Genomic DNA, 19306 nt, shown 5'->3' on the forward strand with positions numbered 1-19306 from the left:
GGTCAAAGTTGACCCGTAATATTCTGAAATAAGGAAGAAAAGATGTCTTCACCCAATCAACGCCTCCCCAAGGCGCTGCAAAACCTGCGCCTGCCGCTGATCGGCTCGCCTTTGTTTATCATTTCGGTGCCTGAACTGGTGATTGCCCAGTGTAAGGCGGGCATCGTCGGCGCCTTTCCAGCGCTAAATGCCCGCGAAGGCGAGGGGGATCCGATCCTGCTGGAGGCTTGGCTCAAGCAGATCACCGAAGAGCTGGATCGCCACAATCAGGAAAACCCTGATCAGCCCGCCGCGCCCTTTGCGGTCAATCAGATCGTTCACCGCTCGAACGCGCGACTGGAACGCGACCTGGAAATCTGCAACCGCTGGAAGGTGCCGATCTGGATCACCTCGCTGGGCGCGCGTCCTGAAGTGAATGATGCGGCACATTCCTGTGGTGGCGTGGTGTTGCATGATGTGATCAACAATACCTTTGCCAAAAAGGCCATCGACAAGGGCGCTGACGGGCTGATTGCCGTGGCTGCCGGCGCTGGCGGCCATGCAGGCGAACAGTCGCCTTTTGCCTTGATCCGTGAAATCCGCAGCTGGTTTGATGGCCCGCTGGCGCTGTCCGGCGCAATCGCCAGCGGCGAAGCCCTGTTGGCGGCGCGCGCTTTGGGCGCCGATTTTGGCTATGCCGGCTCGCCCTTCATCGCCACCCATGAGGCAAACGCCCAACAGGATTACAAACAAATGATCGTCGAAAGCGGCGCAGAGGACATTGTATATTCCTCACTCTTTACAGGTGTTTGGGGGAACTATCTGAAGAAGTCTGTTTCTCAGGCCGGTCTGGACCCCGAAAACCTGCCCCAGGCAGATTCCTCTTCCATGAACTTTGGCAGCGGCTCTTCCAAACCAAAGGCTTGGAAAGAGATCTGGGGTTCTGGCCAAGGCATTGGCGATGTAAAATCGATCTGCTCTGCGGGGGAATTGGTAGATCGCATTGCCAGCGAATACCACGCCGCTGGTAAAAAACTGGCTAGCGAGTTCAAGAGCTGACCATGGCCGAACTTCTGATTGTTCGCCATGGACAGGCCTCGTTTGGGGCCGAGAACTATGATGATCTAAGCGACCTGGGGCGGCAACAGTCGCGCGCCCTGGGGGATACCTTACGTGCCCTTGACTGGGTCCCGGATCGGATGATCACCGGAAGCTTGATGCGTCAAAAGCAAACCCTGGAGGAAATGGGGTTTGACGGAGCTGCAGAAGAGCATGCGGGCTGGAATGAATATGATTTTCACGACCTGCTCAACAGCCGCTATGGCGGTGTGGCCCCGGATGATGTCATCACAGATCGCAAGACGCATTTTCGTGCCCTCAGGGAAACGCTGACAGAGTGGCAGCAGGGCGGCATTGCCTCGGCGGGTGAAAGCTGGCTCAGCTTTTGCGACCGGGTTGAACGGGCCCGCCAGGCGGCGGTTTCTGATAGGGTGGAACGGGTATTGGTGGTAAGTTCGGGCGGAGCCATCGCCCGGCTGGTTGCGGACAGCCTTTCCCTGCCCAACGATCAGATGATCGCGCTGAACCTTCAGATCAAGAACACATCCACCAGCCGGTTCGTGTTCTCAAAGGAGAAGTTTTTTCTCCACGAATTCAATTCTGTGCCGCATTTTCATAACGTGGAGCGTGCGGCTCTTATGACCTATAGTTGACAGGAACAGAAGATGAGCACAAAGACCCAGACCCTGGATCACGAGGCCGTTGGCGCCTATCTTCGCGGCCGCCTGCCGGGATTTGACAGCGATTTTGAGGTAGTGAAGTTTCAAACCGGGCAATCGAACCCCACCTTCATGTTGAAAACCACCGAAGGAAACTATGTGCTGCGGCGCAAACCTCCGGGTGTTTTGCTGAAATCGGCCCATGCGGTTGATCGTGAATTCCGGGTTCAAAAAGCTCTGGCGGACACCGACGTGCCGGTGGCCAAGATGCATCTGCTGTGCGAAGACGACGATGTCATTGGCTCAGCCTTTTATGTGATGGATCACGTGGCCGGGCGCAACCTCACCGATCCGCGTATGCCGGACTCGGACCCGCAATCCCGCGCTGCGGTGGTAGATGAGATGAGCCGGGTTCTGGCCTCGCTGCATCAGGTGGATATTGATGCGGTCGGCTTGGCGGACTATGGCCCTCCCGGCAACTATTTTGAGCGCCAGCTGGCGCGCTGGACCAAACAGTATCGCGCCTCGGAAACCGAGGTCATCCCAGAGATGAACGAGCTGATACAAGCCCTTGAAAAAGCGATGCCAAAAGAGGACGGACAACGGGGTCTTGTGCACGGAGACTACCGGATCGACAATATGATCTTTGCCAGCGACGGACCAACCTGTCAGGCCGTGTTGGACTGGGAGCTGTCAACCATTGGCCACCCCTATGCGGATCTTGCCGGGGTTATCATGCAGTGGCAAATGCCGCCGGGAAGCGAAGGCCGTGGCCTGGCGGGTATTGATCGCGCCGCGCTTGGTCTGCCTTCGGATCAGGCCTTTATCGAAAGCTATTGCAAGCGGCGGGGATTAGCCGGAATTGACAACTTTGGCTTCTATCTGTCTTTCAGCTTTTTCCGCATGGGCGGGATTTTGCAGGGCGTTCTGAAACGCGCGCTTGATGGCAATGCCTCAAACCCCGAACGCGCCGTCAAGCTGGGTGGGTTTGTGTCACTGTTTGCCCGTAGCGGTTTGGAAGCGCTGAATAAATAACCTTTTGATCTATCGCATGTATCATTTGAAAAAATGCGGGCAACATCTGCCCGCATTTGTTTACCTCTCTTGGCTAGACAGGCCTGACCATGCGGTACTGCGTGGTTATACGTAGCTCTTTACCCTCGACCGGGGGCATCAGGACTGCGCAATATGTCAATCAAAGCCTTCGGCAACAGAAGGCGAACTCTGAGCAAAGGAGAGCCCGGATGACAGGAAGTGATACCCTCACCACACGTGATCTTGGAGATGGGATAGTTGAGCTGCAGTTGGGCCGTGGCCCGGTCAATGCGCTGAGTGCTGCGTTCCTGATGGAATTTGCTGAACTGATCACCCGACTGGGCACGGATGACGCCGTGCGGTGCATCATTTTAAGCAGTCCTTTCAAGGTGTTTTCTGCCGGGCTTGACCTGAAGGAAGCGCAGCATTTTGATCTAGAGCAGCAACAGGCAATTGTGCGTGGCCTCAACGAAGGCTTTCTGGCGCTCTATGCCTGCCCCAAACCGGTCGTGGCCTCTGTCGGTGGGGCGGCTATTGCGGGTGGGTTGTTCTTTGTGCTTGCTAGTGATCGTCGGGTTGCCCTGAACAAATCGTCCTTTGGCCTCGCCGAGGTTCGCGTTGGGGCGGATTTCCCGGTTGGCCCATTGGAGATCGCCAAAGCAACCCTGGACGCCGATACCCAGCGGCGCATGATGCTGACCGGCCAACCCATTGGCCCCATCGCAGCGCGTAACTTTGGCTTTATCGACATTATCGCAGACGACCTTGAAGATCTGGCAGGCTACTCCCTGTCAGAGGCGCGCAAGCTGGCTGAGCTTCCTTCGATGGCCTATGCCTCGATCAAGCAGCAGCTCAGAGGCGAGACAATCAAAAAGATCAAGACAGCATTGGCGGCAGGCGGCAACGCCCCTGACGGCGGCTGGTTCAACAACCAGACCGTCGCGGCCATGCAACGCATGATAGATCAGAGATAGCGACATAGAGGCGAATATGGGGGGTGCAGGGAATGGATAAAACCCGGCTAGAGAACTTAAAGCAATGGCAGCAACGCTATGTGGATGAACGAAAATATGCGGGCAGCTCCCTTCTGATCAATCGGGGTGGTGTTGAGCAGTATTTTCATGCGGCAGGCCGCCGGAACCTGGAAGAGAACCTGGACTTCACCCGCGATACGCTGGTGCGGATCTATTCCATGACCAAACCTGTGACCTCTGTGGCGCTGATGATGCTGGCCGAAAAGGGGTTGTTTCACCTTGATGCGCCGGTGTCCGATTTCATTCCAGAATTCTCTCAGATGCAGGCGCTGGTACCCGGTGCCAGTTCGATCGAGCAAACCGAGCCCTCTCGGTCGCCAACCCTGCACGAACTGCTGACCCATACCGGCGGGTTAAGCTACCCGTTCAACCCCGGCATCCTGTCCCAGGCCATGGACCGTGAACAGCTGATGTTCAAACCCAACCAGGGCGATTTGGGCAAGATGGTTTCCCACCTGGCCAGCTATCCACTGGCGTTCCAGCCGGGCAGCCGCTGGGAGTATTCCGTCGGTATTGATGTCCTGGGACGAGTGGTCGAAATTGTTTCTGGTCAGACACTTGCAGAGTTCTTTGAAACAGAGATCTTCCAACCTCTGGGGATGACAGAAACTGGGTTTCGGGTTCCACGGCAGGCGGGCAACCGCTTTGCATCGCTCTATACTCCGCTGTCCGGGGACGCCATGGCGCTCAATTCCGCACAAACTGGCGGCGAGTCCCTACGCCTGACCGATCTTTACGGCGGCTCCCCCTTTGAGACCGCCGATATGATGTCAGGTGGCGGTGGTCTGGTGGGAACCCTTGACGACTATATGCTGTTTGCCGAGATGATGCGCCAGCGTGGGCGCGGCAAGGATGGCTTTATCCTCTCGCCAAAAACCGTTGATTTTATGATGCAAAACCACCTTCCAGGTGACATTGCCTCTATGGGACCACAAAGCTTTGCCGAACAGCCAATGGAGGGCATGGGCTTTGGCCTGGGGGGGGCTGTGGTACTGGATCCAGCCCGGGCGCGCTGCCCCGGATCTGTTGGCGATTTCAGCTGGGGCGGTATGGCCTCGACCTTTTTTTGGGTGGATCCAAAACTGGACCTATCGGTGGTCTTTTTCACCCAGCTCTCTCCTTCCAGCTCGTACCCAGCACGGGCTGAACTCAAAGCCCTGGTGCACGGAGCCATTTTGTCATGAACGAAAACCCAATCCTGTGGACCCCCACATCCGAACGCGCAGAGGCCAGCCAGCTGGCGGCCTACCAAAACTGGCTAAAGCAGACCAAAGGCCTGGATTTTGACAGCTACAACGCGCTGTGGACCTGGAGCACCACCGACTTGGAGGCGTTCTGGCAAAGCATTTGTGACTATTTTGAGCTCAAGTTCTCTGAACCGGCCAGCACTGTGCTGGAAGAGCGCAAAATGCCGGGTGCCAAGTGGTTCCCGGGAGCAAAGCTAAACTGGGCCGAAAATATCCTTGCTGCCAGAGGTGTTGCGGAGAACCATCAGGCTCTTATCATCCACTCTGAAACCTTTGGCCGCACAGAACTTAGCCAGGGGGAGCTGCGCGCGCAGGTCGCAAGCCTGGCTGCACATCTGCGTGACATGGGGGTCGGGCAGGGGGACCGGGTCGCCGCCATCCTTCCCAACACCGAAAGCGCCATTATTGCCTGCCTTGCAGCAACCAGCCTGGGTGCCATCTGGTCTCTCTGTGCGCCAGATATGGGCCATGTTGCCATCCTCGACAGGTTCCGACAGATCAAACCCAAGGTATTGATTTATCAGGACAGCTATATGCATGGCGGCAAAGAGATCAGCCGCAAGGACGAGATGGCAAAGGTTGTCGCGGACTTGCCGGACCTGCAGAGCCATATCTATGTCGCCGCAAATGACCAACCTCTCCCCACAGGCTCTGTCGCCTGGGAAGGCCTGTTGCATCGCCCGGCAGAGCTGACGTTTGCGCAGGTCGATTTTGACCACCCCCTGTGGATCGTCTATTCCTCTGGCACTACCGGCAACCCCAAGCCGATTGTGCACGGCCACGGCGGCATTCTGCTGGAAGGCACCAAACAATCGCTTCACCTTGATCTGAGCCCCAGCAGCCGCTTTTGCTGGCTGACCTCATCTGGTTGGATCATGTGGAATTCGCAATTTGGGGCTATGGGGCAGGGTGCCACTGTGATGCTTTATGATCGCGCCCCTAACTATCCGGATATGTTGGATATCTGGCGGCGGGTGGCAGATGAGAAGATGACGTATTTTGGTGCTGGCGCCGCCTTTTTCACTGCCTGCGCCAAGTCCGGGATCACCCCCGACGCCACGTTGGATCTTTCCGCTCTGGTTTCACTTGGGGCAACCGGGTCGCCGATGACCTCGGATGGGTATGACTGGGTCTATCGCGCGGTGAGCCCAGATATCTGGCTGGCGCCCATTTCTGGCGGCACTGACTTTGGCGGCGCATTCGTCGCCGGCAACGTGATGCTGCCCGTTCGGGCCGGTGAAATGCAGGCCCGTGTGCTTGGCAATGCGGTGCGTGCCTTTGATCCTTTTGGCGCCGAGCTGACCGGAGAGGTCGGAGAATTGGTCTGCACCGAACCTTTGCCCTCTATGCCTTTGTTTTTCTGGGGAGATGAGGACGGATCACGCCTGTTTGAAAGCTATTTTGACACCTATCCAGGCATCTGGCGGCATGGGGACTGGATATCCTTCACCCCCGATGGTGGCTCGGTCATCTACGGACGTTCCGATGCCACGATCAACCGTCGCGGACTGCGGTTGGGGTCATCCGAAATCTATCAGGCGGTGGAGGTGCTGGCGGAGATACAGGACAGTTTGGTTGTTGATCTGGAATTCCTTGGCAAAGAAAGCTTTATGCCGCTCTTTGTGGTGCTGACACAGCCCGGAAGCCTGGATAATACACTGAAGGATAAGATTAAATCTTCCATCCGTCAGTTTGTATCCGCTCGCTTTGTGCCTGACGAAATTATTGAAGTGCCGGAGATTCCCCGCACGCTATCAGGCAAAAAGCTGGAAGTTCCGGTGAAAAAGCTGCTACTGGGGGGCAACCCTGCAAAGGTTGTGAACCGGGACTCGATGGTGAACCCTGACAGTTTTGATGTATTCATTGCCTATGCGAACGACCGAAATACATCTTAGAAAGATCTGCTAAATGACTGACGCTGGGAGTGTTCTTCTCAATCTTCTTGATCTGGAAGAGCTCGATACCAATCTTTATCGCGGGGTTGGCTCGGGTGGAGAGACGCCCATGCGGATCTACGGTGGCCAGGTCATTGCCCAGGCCTTGGCTGCCGCCTATGCCAGTGTTCCCGAACGGTTGTGCCATTCGCTGCATGCCTATTTCATCCGGCCCGGCGACCCTAGCAAACCGGTGATCTACGAGGTAGATCCAGCCCGTGATGGCGGCAGTTTTACCACCCGTCGGGTCACCGCGATCCAGAATGGTCGCCAGATCCTGAACCTGGCAGCCTCGTTCCATTTGGTGGAGTCAGGCTGGGAACATCAGCATGAAATGCCCGATGTGCCAGCGCCAGACGGGCTGTTGTCCCGCGATGAATTGCATCGCCAGCATGCCCATCGCATCGCAGAGGATCAATATGAGGAATTCATCAAAGAGCGTCCCTTTGAAATCCGCGATATTGAGCCGCGTGATCCGCTAAATCCAGAAATCACCAGTGATATCAATCATATGTGGATAAGAATGGAGGCGGCCAAAGGGGCAGGGCCGCAGTTGCAACATGTTCTGATGGCCTATGCCTCCGACTTTGGGTTGCTTGGTTCCGCGCTGCGGCCCCATGGGCTCACCTGGCACAAGCCAGAAGCGATGACAGCCAGTCTGGACCATGCCATGTGGTTCCATGCTCCGGTGCAGTTTGAAAACTGGCACCTCTATACAATGGATTCGCCTTTTGGCGGCGGCGGCCGCGGCTTCAATCGCGGCTCGATCTATACTCAGGACGGCCAATTGGTCGCCAGTGTCGCGCAGGAAGGACTAATGCGGCCAATCAAAGAACGATAAAGCCCCATCATCCTATCTCACATTACATGCCACCAAAGCGGTCCCGCAGCCTTTGCATGCCAGTAATCCAACGCCCATAGTTGGAAGTCTTGGCCTGCATGTAGTCCTTCACCTGTGGATGCGGAAGAACCAGGAACTCATTGTTCTCAATCGCTTTTACACAACAGTCTGCAACCATATCCGGCTCTAGCAAACCGTCGAGACTGGCGACACTTTCCTCCAATCCACGGGTCATTTCAGATCGCACGGCCTGTGGGCAAAGAACCGAGACACCAATGCCTTGATCCCCGTAGGTGATGGCCAGCCACTCAGCAAACCCAACTGCCGCATGTTTGGTCACCCCATAGGGCGCCGCGCCAATCTGGTTCAACAGGCCTGCCGCCGAGGCGGTGTTGAGCATGTATCCACCACCACGTTTCAACATCAGCGGCACCAAATGACGCGAGGCCCAAACGTGGGACATCACATTGATATCCCAAATCTTTTGCCATTCATCATTGGGAACTTCAAATCCACCCTTGGTCAGTATCCCGGCATTGGAACAGAACAAATCTATCGGTGCGATGCTGTCTTCAACGGTATCAATCAGCCCCTTGATGCTGTCTTCGCTACCAGCGTCAAGATGCAGCGCGACACCTCCAATATGGTCTGCGGTCGCTTTTGCAGCTTCCAGATCAATATCAGCGCAGATCACATGGGCCGCGCCAAGATCGGCAAATTTTTCTGCCAGCCCTTTGCCAATGCCATGTCCAGCGCCGGTTACAACTATGCAACTACCCTTGATATCCATCTCTGTCGCCTTGTCCTTGGTTTTGTTGGATTAAAGGCTACTGTGGTTTTCGGGGTCTGCCAATCCGGTGTGACGGAACGGAACATCTATAATCAACATAATACCGATTATGGGGGTTTGGTGTGAAAGTTGCGAGCGCGCGTCCCCAACCAATGCCAGGCCAAAAATAAGATGCTTAACTAGCGGTGTGAAACCACTTGGTCGTCACCAAACTACATTCAAAGCGCGCGCAACAATAGCGCCAAACCTGAGATAGCCGGCCTGTTTGCTTTGCGCAGGCAAACCTGACACGGTCAGGCATTCTCTGATACATCGGTTTCAACCCAAACGATGCAAAGGCAGTAGCAATGACAGCAGCACTTGGGCGCATCATTATTTACACTCATAAGATCGAGCAAATGGTTGCGTTTTATTCCAAACATTTTGGTTATACGCTCTCCCATATCGAGGGCGATCGGATTTTAGAACTAAAGCCAAAAGACAACGGTATTCCGATACTCTTGCACCCTGCATCCGCCAAGCAAAAGGAGGGTCAGGTTCTTGTAAAGCTGGTGTTTGATGTCAAAGACGTCCCGGCTTTTTGCGAAGCTGCGCGCGGTAACGGTTTGACGTTTGGTACTATTTTCCAGGCTGACGGATATAGCTTTGCCAATACAAAGGATCCGTCGGGCAACACCGTTCAAGTTTCAAGCAGAGCTTTTATGCCGCTATAGGTTCGCTGTGCCCCTAAGACGGGTCTGGCTTCTGATCCTTTGTCAGTTTTTCATAGGCACAGTTCTGCGATAGAAAAACTTCGCCGCTGAGGTCATCCAGAAAATGGCTCCGTTTCAAACGATCCATCACCGGTCCTTTGACCTCTGACAGATGCAGCTGCACCCCAAGATCAGCAAGCTGGTGGTTGATGGCCTCAAGGGATTCCAGGGCGCTGAGGTCGATTTCATTGACAGCCGAACACATCAAGACAACGTGGCGCAACTGGCCTGCCCCGCGATGGACACGATCCAGGATCAGCTCTTCCATGCGCCGGGCATTGGCAAAATACAGGCTCTCGTCAATCCTGAGCGTGACCAACGTCGGGTCGGTCAGCACCTGATGGCGGTCAATGTTTCTAAAATGCTGGCTCCCTGGCACCTGCCCGACCTCAGCCACATGGGGGCGCGAGGTTTTCCACAGGAACAGCGCAATCGAGGTCGCAACCCCGGCACCAACACCGGTTTCGACTCCAACCAGCAGTGTCAATACAACGGTCACAAAGACGGCGGCAAAATCTGCACGCGAATAGCTCCAGGCGGTTTTTAGGATGGAGAGATCGACCAGCGACAGAACGGCCACGATAATAGTGGCTGCCAATGTCGCGGTTGGCAGGAAATAAAGATATGGCGTCAAATAGATAGCGGCCAAAGTCAAACCAATTGCGGTCAGGGCGCCAGCCGCTGGGGTACGTGCACCGGCGTCAAAGTTCACCACCGATCTGGCAAAGCCACCGGTGACCGCATACCCCCCCGACAGAGCGGAGGCAATATTTGCGGCCCCCAGGGCTGTCAGCTCCTGATTGGGATCAATCTTTTGGCGGCGCTTGGCGGCCAGTGTCTGGGCGACAGAGACGCTTTCCACATAGCCGATGATGGTGATCAACACCGCAGGGCCAATCAGGGTGGTTAATACCGAACTGTCCAGTGTCGGCAGCCCTAAGGGCGGCAAGCCAGTTGGCACCGTCCCAACAACCGAGACCCCGAGGGCTGGCAGATCCAACCCCCAGGACAAGGCAATGGTACCAAAGACAGCAAAAACCGGGCCAACGCGCACAATAGTACCCGCTGCCAGCTTGGACAGGCCAAATTTGCCCTGCAATAGATCCGAAAGCCCAAGGCGGAGCCAGAACAAAAAGGCCAGGACACCAAGACCTAAGATAAGCGTCACAAAATTGACCTGTCCCAGCCCCTGCCCCAGCGACCCAAGGATCTCTATCAAGTTATGCCCCGAGGCTTTGATACCCAGTATGTGCTTGGCCTGGCTCACCGCGATCAACAGGCCTGAGGCGGTAATAAACCCTGCGATAACAGGATGTGAGAGCAGGTTTGCAACCACGCCCAGTTTCAGCGCCCCCATGGCAACCAGCAAAACCCCCGACATCAGCGCCAACACAGCTGAGGCAGCAACATAATCGGCGACACTTTCCAGCCCCAGCGATGACAGGGCCGAGGCAGACATCAAGGAAACCACCGCGACCGGCCCCACCGCCAATACCTGTGAGGTGCCAAAGATGGCATAGGCGACCAAGGGCAGGATCGAGGCGTATAGCCCAACCTCTGCGGGAAGTCCCGCAAGCAGGGCATAGGCCAGGGATTGGGGGATCAGCATTATGGTGACAATCACCGCTGCAGTGACATCGCCACCCAGATCTTGTCTATTGTAAGCAGCGCCCCAGGTTAGGATCGGGAAAAGCCTTTTCCACTGCGGGGTGCCCGAGGCTGTTTTTGTCATTGCCGCTCTCATCCGTTTAACGCCCTCTGGGCCGGGAATGTTTACACATTCATTTATTTATATGTAAATAGGTGAGAGTAAACCCCTGGCGCCGACCAAAGCGAAAGAAAAGCCTTCACAGGCCCGACGAAATATGTTAACTTATTGTAAAGATGCGATAATGTTTAGGTCTCCGGCGGGTTAGGCCTGTCAGCCTTGCGTTTTTGTGGCTGCATCTGTGCAAACTTATAGATTTATTTTTGCAAAGCTTGCCCGAGGTCGGCGCTGGCTTTCTTGCGGAGCGGCTTTCCCCATTGCATCGCTGCAAGATCACCCTGCCCTATGGCGCCGCTAAGCGCCCTCTGCAAAAATACCTGCAACAGGCGTGCCGCGCCACTCTGGTTTTGTATAATCCCGAGGTCGGCATTGGCGATGGTAACCAAATGGACCGGACTGCGACACAGCACATCCCAGGCCTGCTGCTCTCAAGCCCTTTGTTTTCAAGATAAGATCAGCAAAACTCCACCGCAGGCTGGGCCTTAGGTGGCAAAGCTACTTGTTAAGGGTTTTGGATCCTAACCACGTCCCGGAGAGGACAAACCTCCCCGCCCATCCCTTGCAGCTTTGCCGGGATGGGCTCCCGGCCTTCGATATTTTCATAATTGCAATCAGATATTGCGCAAATGCAGGCCCGAAATAACAAAGGGCGAGGGATGGCTCATCACCCCTCGCCCAGTGTCAGAGCAAGTTTTCCAAAAACCTGTCTGTGAAAGGCGGGCTTTCCTTAGAAAAACGCCTGCAAACCGGTTTGAGCCCGGCCAAGGATCAGCGCATGCACGTCGTGGGTGCCCTCATAGGTGTTAACGGTCTCCAGGTTCACCATGTGGCGAATGACGTTGAATTCCAGGCTGATGCCGTTGCCGCCATGCATGTCACGGGCATTGCGGGCAATCTCCAGCGCCTTGCCGCAGTTGTTGCGCTTGACGATAGAAATCATCTCTGGCGCAGCGTTTGCCTGATCCATCAGGCGGCCAACCCGCAAAGAGGCCTGCAACCCGAGGGTGATTTCGGTCTGCATATTGGCGAGCTTCAGCTGGAACAATTGGGTGTTGGCCAGCGGGCGGCCAAACTGATGGCGGTCCAGTCCATATTGGCGGGCCGCATGCCAGCAGGCCTCTGCCGCGCCCATGGCGCCCCAGCTGATGCCATAGCGCGCCCGGTTCAGACAGCCAAACGGACCTTTCAGCCCCTGGACATGCGGCAACAGCGCCTCATCACCAACTTCAACGCCATCCATGACGATTTCACCGGTGATCGAAGCCCGCAGCGAGGCTTTGTTCTGGATCTTTGGCGCCGAGAGGCCCTTCATGCCTTTTTCCAGCACAAAGCCACGGATCTTGCCGCCGTGTTCTTCGGACTTGGCCCAAACAACAAAGACATCCGCAATCGGTGCGTTTGAAATCCACATCTTGGAGCCGGTCAGCTTATAGCCCGTCGCGGTTTTTTCGGCGCGGGTTTTCATGCCGGCGGGGTCTGAACCTGCGTCAGGCTCTGTCAGGCCAAAGCACCCGATCCATTCCCCAGAGGCCAGTTTGGGCAGGTATTTCTGACGCTGTTCTTCGCTGCCATAGGCATAGATGGGATACATCACCAGCGAGCTTTGCACCGACATCATCGAGCGATAGCCACTGTCGACGCGCTCGACCTCGCGGGCAACCAGACCGTAGGAGACATAGCCGCCGCCCAATCCGCCGTATTCCTCGGGGATGGTGGTGCCCAGCAGACCCATTTCACCCATTTCACGGAAGATCGCAGGATCGGTTTCTTCGTTTTCATAGGCTGCAGTGACCCGTGGCTGCAGCTTTTCCTGGGCATAGGCCCGAGCGGAGGCGGTGATCATCCGCTCATCTTCGCTCAGCTGGTCGTCCATACGCAGGGGATCTTCCCAGGTGAACCCTCCCAGATCAGGGGCGTCTTTGGCGCGCAGGCTTGGCTTATCAGTCATCAAAAGATCCTCAATATTGGATTTATGGCGTGTGTTGCGCAAAGATTAACAGCTGCCCTGACAAAAAAACAGCGAGACTTTGGCACTCAAACATGAGTAAAACTCATACATGCAACATCCCCGGCGATTCCTCCCCTCAATCTCTGCCCTGCGGGCTCTTGAAGCCCTCGACCGGCTTGGCAGTGCTTCTGCGGCAGCCGAAGAGCTGTGCCTGACCCAGGGCGCAGTTAGTCGGCAATTACAATCCCTTGAGGCGCAGCTTGGGGTGTCTTTGGTCCAGCGCGACCGCAAAAAACTGCATCTGACACCGGAGGCGGAAACCTATGCCGGCGAGATCCGCGAAGCGCTGGACAAGATTACTCAATCCACCCTGCGTGTGCAGACGGCGCCACTGGCAGGAACCCTAAATCTGGCCATTTTGCCGGCCTTTGGGATGCGGTGGTTAATGCCGCGCCTGCCGGAATTCGCCCGCCGCCACCCCGATATCACCATCAATATGACAACCCGGCTGCAGGCTTTCAGCTTTGGCAGTGAACCTATTGATGCAGCGATACATTTTGGAAACGCAGACTGGCCCGGAACTGATAGTCTGCTGTTGAAAAGTGAGCATCTTCTGCCGGTTTGCAGCCCGGAACTGGTGGCCGTTGGAAACTATGTTCCCGCGCAGCAAATCCTCAAAATGCCGCTCCTGCATATTCAGACCCGCCCAAAGGCCTGGCTGGATTGGTTTAATCTCCACCAGGTTGACGCTAGCCCAGAGGAGATGGGCGGCACAATGTATGATCAATTCTCAACAATAACGCAGGCTGCGCAGCATGGGCTGGGCGTGGCCCTGATGCCGGACTATCTGGTGGAACAAGACATCGCCACCGGGCGATTGACGGCACTACAGCCGCAAACAACCGAGGCTTCCGGCGCCTATTATCTGGTTTGGCCCAAAAACAAATCCCGCGATCCGGCGTTGACGACCTTTCGTCACTGGCTAGAGGGACAGGCCCAGCCCGAAGATCCGCTGCCACGATAAGGCCCGCCAGTTCACCGCAGCGGATAACAAAATGGGCGCCCAAACAAGGGCACCCATTTGACTTCACGTCCCGTCCTGGTTCTGGCAAGACTTAGCCCAAGGCGTAGCCTGCCCCGCGCACGGTTCGCACCGGGTCATCCCCGCCGAACTGGGTCAGGGCTTTGCGCAAACGGCCAATATGCACATCGACGGTCCGGGTATCGACATAGATGTCACGGCCCCAAACCCGGTCCAGCAATTGCTCCCGGCTCCAGACACGACCTGGTTTTTCCATAAAGGTGGACAGCAGGCGAAACTCGGTTGGTCCCAGCTTAAGCGAGTTTTCCGAGCGGCTGACCTTATGGGTTTCTGCATCCAGTATGATGTCATCAAACTCCAAACGCACGCCGACGGTCGACGGGCGCACCCGGCGCAGCTGGGTACGCACCCGCGCCATCAGCTCGATCACCGAATAGGGTTTGACCACATAGTCATCCGCGCCGGTTTCCAACCCGCGCACCTTATCGACCTCCTCGGATCGGGCCGACAACATAATAATCGGAATGCCGCGTGTTTCAGGCCGCGTTTTCAGGCGGCGACACACCTCGATACCGCTCAGATTTGGCATCATCCAATCCAGCACGATAATATCGGGCATGTCTTCTTCAACAAGCAGCAGGCCTTCTTCGCCGTTTTCTGCCCGGATGACGCGAAAACCATCGGCTTCCAGATTATAAGCAAGGACTTCCCGCTGCGCCAATTCATCTTCGATGATCAGGACAGTAGGCTGATCGGCAGTCATGGATCAAAGCTCCCCGATCGCGGTGGAGGTGGTATCGGCTTTGGGCCGCTCATCCTCGGGGCGGTTACCAGTCACCAGATAGATCAGTTCCTCTGAAATAGAGGTCACATGATCGCCCATGCGTTCGATGTTTTTAGCAATAAAATGCAGGTGCATACAGGCGGTAATGTTGCGCGGATCTTCCATCATATGCGTCAGAAACTCGCGGAACAGCGCATTGTACATCTGATCGACTTCACGGTCCCGGATGATCACATCCGCCGCCAGTTCGACATCCCGTTGGATATAGGCGTCCAACGCATCCTTGAGCATCAGTTCGACCTCGCGGGCCATTCTACGTAAGGCAGAGGAGCTGTCGGTGCTGTCATGCCACTGGATCAGCACCCCAGTGCGTTTGGCGATGTTTTTGGAGTAATCACCGATGCGTTCCAGATTGCCGGCGATTTTCATCACCGACAACACCACCCGCAAATCAACCGCGGCCGGGGCCCGCATGGCAATCACGCGGGCGGATTCTTCATTGATCAGCTCTTCCAGACCATCAATGGCCTGATCCGCAAGACGCACCTGTTGCGCCAGCTCTTCATCCCGGGTCTCCAGCGCCCGTGCAGAATCGACGATGGCCGCTTCGACCAGTCCCCCCATCTTCATGATCTGAGCCTGAATCGCTTCGAGATCCCGATCAAAGGCGGAGGCAATATGTTGTTCTACCATGGTATTTTCCTTTGTGGGCTTAACCGATACGGCCTGTGATATAGCTCTCGGTGCGGGGGTCTTCGGGGTTGGTGAAAATCTGGCCTGTAGCGCCAAACTCAACCAGATTGCCAAGATGGAAGAAGGCCGTTTTCTGGCTGACCCGTGCCGCCTGTTGCATCGAGTGGGTCACGATTACCACCGAGAAATTTGACCGCAACTCGTCGATCAGCTCTTCTACCTGCGCGGTGGCAATTGGATCCAGCGCCGAACAGGGTTCATCCATCAGCAGGACTTCTGGTTCGGTGGCAATGGCACGGGCAATGCACAGACGCTGTTGCTGACCGCCAGAGAGACCGGTGCCAGGGGCATCCAACCTGTCCTTTACCTCTTCCCAAATCGCAGCCCGGCGCAGGGATTTCTCAACAATCTCATCCATTTCCGCCTTGTTTCTCGACAGACCATGAATTCGGGGACCATAGGCGACATTGTCGTAGATGGATTTTGGGAACGGATTGGGCTTTTGGAAGACCATGCCGACCTTGGCGCGCAACTGCACCGGATCGACCCGTTTGTCATAGATGTCTTCCCCATCCAGCAGAATGTCACCCTCCACCCGGCAGACATCAATTGTGTCGTTCATCCGGTTGATGCACCGCAAGAAAGTAGACTTTCCGCAGCCCGAGGGGCCGATAAAGGCTGTGACCGTGTTGGAGTCGATTTCGACATTCACGTTCTTGATGGCATGCGTATCCCCATAGTAGACGTTCACGTCCCGTGCGGAGATCTTGGTGGTCATTGTGTCCAAGGTTTTATCCAACATATTCATAGTGTTCATTTCCTCACCTCCGGCTACCAGCGACGCTCAAAGCGACGACGCAGTATCACCGCCACCGTGTTCATGGTTACAAGAAAAACGAGTAGGATGATAATCCCGCCCCAGGCGCGTTCATAAAAGGCCGGGTCGGCGCGTTTGGCCCATTCGTAGATTTGTGCAGGCATTGCAGAGTTCGGGGACAACAGGCCTTCCCCGATGGTTTCAGGCGCATTGGAAGCGATAAAGCCAACCATGCCGATCAACAGCAGCGGTGCAGTTTCCCCCAGGGCCTGGGCCAGACCGATGATGGTCCCGGTCAGAATGCCAGGCGCGGCCAGGGGCAGCACGTGGTGGAAAACCGATTGCATCTTGGAAGCACCAACCCCCAGGGCCGCATCCCGGATCGAAGGCGGAACCGCCTTTAGGGCGGCACGGGTGGAGATGATGATCGTTGGCAGCGTCATCAGCGTCAGCACCAGGCCACCAACCAGCGGCGCCGACATCGGCAGATGCATATAGTTGATGAAAACCGCCAGCCCCAGAATACCGTAGACAATCGAGGGCACCGCCGCGAGGTTGGCAATGTTCACTTCAATCACATCGGTGATCCAGTTCTTGGGGGCAAACTCTTCCAGATAGATTGAGGCGGCCACACCAATTGGCAGGGCCAGGGCCAGCACCACCAGCATCATGAACAGCGACCCCAGCATTGAAACACCCATGCCGGCAGCTTCTGGACGTTGGTCCGAGGCGTCAGAGCCGGTGATGAAGTCCAGGTTAAAGGTTTTTTCAATAACCCCAGCCGCAATCAGCGCATCCACCAGATCCAGCTGCGCCGGAGAGATATTCTTGTCATTGGCAATGCTGTCGCGGGACACCCGATCCTTTAGATAGCCGTCAACACGGCTTTGGGCCAGAAAACGAAACTCAACGGTTTCGCCAATCTGATCAGGGTTGGCCAGTACAAAGGCCCGCAGCTGCGCCACAGCGTTCTTCGACAAAAGACCCGCCATATCCTTGGATTTCAGGCTGGTCTCAATGCCCAGGTCTGAAACCGCTGTCTGCATCGCGGATTTGATCAAGGGCGCATAGCCAAAGGTGGTGACGCGCTTGATGTCTTCGATGTTGCGTTCGCCGTTTTTGTCCAGTTTGCTTTCCAGCAATTCAACATTCACGGTAATAAAGGTCTGCTGAAAGGCACCAGTGCCGCGGCCGACAATTGTGGTCACCAGAACCAGCAGCATAATCAGGCCGACGGCGATGGCAGCAATACCATAGGCTTTGAACCGGGTTTCCGACGCGTTGCGCTTGATGGTCCGCTGGGACAGTGTCAGCAAAGAGCTCTGCGCTGGTGCGGACTGGTTCGGGGTTGAGCTGAGATCGGTCATTAGTCGTACTGCTCCCGATATTTGCGCACAATATAGAGCGCCAGGACGTTTAGGCCCAGGGTAAGGACAAAGAGAGAAAGCCCGAGGGCAAAGGCTACCAGAGTTTCGGGGCTGGCAAAATCGGTATCGCCAGTCAGCTGGCTGACCACGCGGGTGGTGATTGTTGTCATGGATTCGAAAGGGTTGGCCGAGAACTTGGCAATTGCCCCTGCCCCCATAACCACAATCATCGTCTCGCCGATGGCGCGCGAGGCCGCCAGCAGAATGGCGCCAACAATCCCCGGAAGCGCGGCCGGCAGAACCACCTGACGGATGGTTTCCGATGGGGTGGCACCAAGGCCAAGCGAGCCATCACGCAGGGATTGCGGCACGGCGTTGATAATGTCATCCGACAGCGAGGACACAAAGGGGATCAGCATGATGCCCATCACCACCCCAGCGGTCAGAACCGAGGTCGCGCCTGTCATCCAGCTAAGCCCAAGCACACCGTCTTCACCCTGGCCGAACAGTTTGAGCAGCAGCGGACCAACCGTCAGCAGCGCAAAAAGACCATAGACGATAGTTGGGATCCCAGCGAGGATCTCAAGCAGCGGTTTGGCAAAGGAACGCACCGTGGAGCTGGCATATTCAGACAGGTAGATGGCGGCAAACAGTCCGATGGGTACCGCAACCATCAAAGCAATCGCCGAGATGTAGAGCGTCCCCCAGAGCAAAGGCAACATCGACAACTCACTGTCGCCGCGGAAGTTCGGCGCCCAGGTAGAGCCAAAGAAAAAGTCGCTCCAGGCATGCAAGCCAAAAAAGTTGATGGTCTCAAACAGCATCGACAATACGATGCCAACCGTGGTGAGGATCGCCAGCGATGCGGCCAGAATGAGCAGCGCTAGAACACCGCGTTCCACAACGTTTCGGGCACGAAACTCTTTGGTGGTACGCAGCGTAGATAGTCCAAACCCAATCAGCGCCAGGACCAGACAGACCAGGGTCATGGCGGTTGATCCCACACTGGACAACCTGCGGTAGCTTTGCGCGGCCTCCAGCACTTCGGGGCGCACTTCAGACCCCAGGGCAACCCCAACAGTACCGAGAACCGCGCGAATATCACTGGCTTCGGTATTCAGTGTGATCGACTGGCTTTTGGTCATAACCCCCTGCAGGACAGCCTCGTCCAGGCCTTCGGCCAGGCGGCGCACGTCGCTCATCACCAGGCCAATGCTGGTGTTTTCAGGGATAAGTTCTGCGGGGATCGTTGCCGACACCCGATTTTCAATCAGGAGAGGCTGCGCCAACAGCCAGATCATCAGGGTGATCAGGGCTGGAATAGCAACGCTCATGGCGACATTGGCGCCGTAATAGACGGGCAGTGAATGCAGTTCGCGCGGGTTTCCCTGCGCCGAGTTCAAGGCGCGACGGCGCCCGAACCAAAAGCCAAGCGCAGTAAGCGCCAGCAGGACAACGACAAGCCAGAATGTTGGCATCTTATGCTCCGGTATGGCAGCGGCAGAAAATGGGAGCTGGATCTGGTCCAGGAATTAAGACTGGGGCGGAGAGCCCGCC

Annotated in this window: 17 protein-coding genes; 9 read left to right on the forward strand and 8 right to left on the reverse strand. The window is 56.2% G+C overall.

Features of this window, described 5'->3' with window-relative positions; translation table 11 throughout:
- Positions 1–42: 42 nt before the first annotated feature.
- The 7 genes from N1037_12200 (at position 43) to N1037_12230 (ending at position 7788) form a co-directional block, all read left to right on the forward strand.
- Entirely contained in the window at positions 43–1038 is a 996-nt protein-coding gene (locus N1037_12200) for a nitronate monooxygenase family protein (GenBank protein ID UWS78049.1), read from the forward strand.
- A gap of 2 nt (positions 1039–1040) precedes the next feature.
- Positions 1041–1691: a histidine phosphatase family protein gene (locus N1037_12205; protein UWS78050.1), complete on the forward strand. Its 651-nt coding sequence runs from the start codon at positions 1041–1043 to the stop codon at positions 1689–1691.
- A 12-nt stretch (positions 1692–1703) separates the two neighbouring features.
- Positions 1704–2732: a phosphotransferase family protein gene (locus N1037_12210; protein UWS78051.1), complete on the forward strand. Its 1029-nt coding sequence runs from the start codon at positions 1704–1706 to the stop codon at positions 2730–2732.
- A 209-nt stretch (positions 2733–2941) separates the two neighbouring features.
- Positions 2942–3706: an enoyl-CoA hydratase/isomerase family protein gene (locus N1037_12215; protein ID UWS78052.1), complete on the forward strand. Its 765-nt coding sequence runs from the start codon at positions 2942–2944 to the stop codon at positions 3704–3706.
- A gap of 32 nt (positions 3707–3738) precedes the next feature.
- A complete protein-coding gene (locus N1037_12220) occupies positions 3739–4950 on the forward strand; it encodes a beta-lactamase family protein (GenBank protein ID UWS78053.1) in 1212 nt (403 codons plus the stop codon).
- Entirely contained in the window at positions 4947–6908 is a 1962-nt protein-coding gene (locus N1037_12225) for an acetoacetate--CoA ligase (GenBank protein ID UWS78054.1), read from the forward strand. Before N1037_12220 ends, N1037_12225 begins: the two co-directional genes overlap by 4 nt.
- Before the next feature lie 13 nt (positions 6909–6921).
- Entirely contained in the window at positions 6922–7788 is an 867-nt protein-coding gene (locus N1037_12230; GenBank protein ID UWS78055.1) for an acyl-CoA thioesterase II, read from the forward strand.
- A 22-nt stretch (positions 7789–7810) separates the two neighbouring features.
- On the opposite strand, the gene N1037_12235 is transcribed toward N1037_12230, so the two are convergent.
- A complete protein-coding gene (locus N1037_12235) occupies positions 7811–8578 on the reverse strand; it encodes an SDR family oxidoreductase (protein UWS78056.1) in 768 nt (255 codons plus the stop codon).
- Positions 8579–8925: 347 nt separating this feature from the next.
- Here N1037_12235 and N1037_12240 point away from each other — a divergent pair, with 347 nt between their 5' ends.
- Positions 8926–9291, forward strand: coding sequence for a VOC family protein (locus tag N1037_12240; protein UWS78057.1), 366 nt, complete (start codon positions 8926–8928; stop codon positions 9289–9291).
- A gap of 13 nt (positions 9292–9304) precedes the next feature.
- On the opposite strand, the gene sulP is transcribed toward N1037_12240, so the two are convergent.
- Positions 9305–11062: a sulfate permease gene (sulP, locus tag N1037_12245; protein UWS78058.1), complete on the reverse strand. Its 1758-nt coding sequence runs from the start codon at positions 11060–11062 to the stop codon at positions 9305–9307.
- Between the two features lie 763 nt (positions 11063–11825).
- Positions 11826–13046, reverse strand: a complete 1221-nt coding sequence (locus N1037_12250) for an acyl-CoA dehydrogenase (protein UWS78059.1) — start codon at positions 13044–13046, stop codon at positions 11826–11828.
- A gap of 109 nt (positions 13047–13155) precedes the next feature.
- Between N1037_12250 and N1037_12255 the strand changes: the two genes are divergently transcribed.
- Positions 13156–14070 (forward strand): LysR substrate-binding domain-containing protein, encoded by a 915-nt coding sequence (locus tag N1037_12255; GenBank protein ID UWS78060.1) that lies wholly within the window; start codon positions 13156–13158, stop codon positions 14068–14070.
- 91 nt (positions 14071–14161) lie between these two features.
- Here the strand turns inward: N1037_12255 and phoB are convergent, their stop codons facing one another.
- The 5 genes from phoB to pstC are packed head-to-tail and all read right to left on the reverse strand — an operon-like array spanning position 14162 to position 19227.
- Positions 14162–14851 (reverse strand): phosphate regulon transcriptional regulator PhoB, encoded by a 690-nt coding sequence (phoB, locus tag N1037_12260; protein ID UWS78061.1) that lies wholly within the window; start codon positions 14849–14851, stop codon positions 14162–14164.
- Between the two features lie 3 nt (positions 14852–14854).
- Entirely contained in the window at positions 14855–15565 is a 711-nt protein-coding gene (phoU, locus tag N1037_12265; GenBank protein UWS78062.1) for a phosphate signaling complex protein PhoU, read from the reverse strand.
- Between the two features lie 19 nt (positions 15566–15584).
- Positions 15585–16382, reverse strand: a complete 798-nt coding sequence (gene pstB, locus N1037_12270) for a phosphate ABC transporter ATP-binding protein PstB (GenBank protein ID UWS78063.1) — start codon at positions 16380–16382, stop codon at positions 15585–15587.
- A 14-nt stretch (positions 16383–16396) separates the two neighbouring features.
- A complete protein-coding gene (gene pstA, locus N1037_12275) occupies positions 16397–17749 on the reverse strand; it encodes a phosphate ABC transporter permease PstA (GenBank protein ID UWS78064.1) in 1353 nt (450 codons plus the stop codon).
- Entirely contained in the window at positions 17749–19227 is a 1479-nt protein-coding gene (pstC, locus tag N1037_12280) for a phosphate ABC transporter permease subunit PstC (GenBank protein ID UWS78065.1), read from the reverse strand. Before pstC ends, pstA begins: the two co-directional genes overlap by 1 nt.
- Positions 19228–19306: the final 79 nt, after the last annotated feature.

It is taken from the genome of Phaeobacter sp. G2 (assembly GCA_025163595.1).
Lineage (GTDB): Bacteria > Pseudomonadota > Alphaproteobacteria > Rhodobacterales > Rhodobacteraceae > Pseudophaeobacter.

What these genes read in the sequence shown, in the direction of transcription:
- phoB (UWS78061.1), bottom strand. Translation starts at nt 14,851, where the DNA reads ATGACTGCCGATCAGCCTACTGTCCTGATCATCGAAGATGAATTGGCG.
- N1037_12240 (UWS78057.1), top strand. Translation starts at nt 8,926, where the DNA reads ATGACAGCAGCACTTGGGCGCATCATTATTTACACTCATAAGATCGAG.
- N1037_12200 (UWS78049.1), top strand. Translation starts at nt 43, where the DNA reads ATGTCTTCACCCAATCAACGCCTCCCCAAGGCGCTGCAAAACCTGCGC.
- pstA (UWS78064.1), bottom strand. Translation starts at nt 17,749, where the DNA reads ATGACCGATCTCAGCTCAACCCCGAACCAGTCCGCACCAGCGCAGAGC.
- N1037_12255 (UWS78060.1), top strand. Translation starts at nt 13,156, where the DNA reads ATGCAACATCCCCGGCGATTCCTCCCCTCAATCTCTGCCCTGCGGGCT.
- sulP (UWS78058.1), bottom strand. Translation starts at nt 11,062, where the DNA reads ATGACAAAAACAGCCTCGGGCACCCCGCAGTGGAAAAGGCTTTTCCCG.
- N1037_12230 (UWS78055.1), top strand. Translation starts at nt 6,922, where the DNA reads ATGACTGACGCTGGGAGTGTTCTTCTCAATCTTCTTGATCTGGAAGAG.
- N1037_12225 (UWS78054.1), top strand. Translation starts at nt 4,947, where the DNA reads ATGAACGAAAACCCAATCCTGTGGACCCCCACATCCGAACGCGCAGAG.
- N1037_12235 (UWS78056.1), bottom strand. Translation starts at nt 8,578, where the DNA reads ATGGATATCAAGGGTAGTTGCATAGTTGTAACCGGCGCTGGACATGGC.
- pstC (UWS78065.1), bottom strand. Translation starts at nt 19,227, where the DNA reads ATGCCAACATTCTGGCTTGTCGTTGTCCTGCTGGCGCTTACTGCGCTT.
- N1037_12250 (UWS78059.1), bottom strand. Translation starts at nt 13,046, where the DNA reads ATGACTGATAAGCCAAGCCTGCGCGCCAAAGACGCCCCTGATCTGGGA.
- pstB (UWS78063.1), bottom strand. Translation starts at nt 16,382, where the DNA reads ATGAACACTATGAATATGTTGGATAAAACCTTGGACACAATGACCACC.
- phoU (UWS78062.1), bottom strand. Translation starts at nt 15,565, where the DNA reads ATGGTAGAACAACATATTGCCTCCGCCTTTGATCGGGATCTCGAAGCG.
- N1037_12210 (UWS78051.1), top strand. Translation starts at nt 1,704, where the DNA reads ATGAGCACAAAGACCCAGACCCTGGATCACGAGGCCGTTGGCGCCTAT.
- N1037_12220 (UWS78053.1), top strand. Translation starts at nt 3,739, where the DNA reads ATGGATAAAACCCGGCTAGAGAACTTAAAGCAATGGCAGCAACGCTAT.
- N1037_12215 (UWS78052.1), top strand. Translation starts at nt 2,942, where the DNA reads ATGACAGGAAGTGATACCCTCACCACACGTGATCTTGGAGATGGGATA.
- N1037_12205 (UWS78050.1), top strand. Translation starts at nt 1,041, where the DNA reads ATGGCCGAACTTCTGATTGTTCGCCATGGACAGGCCTCGTTTGGGGCC.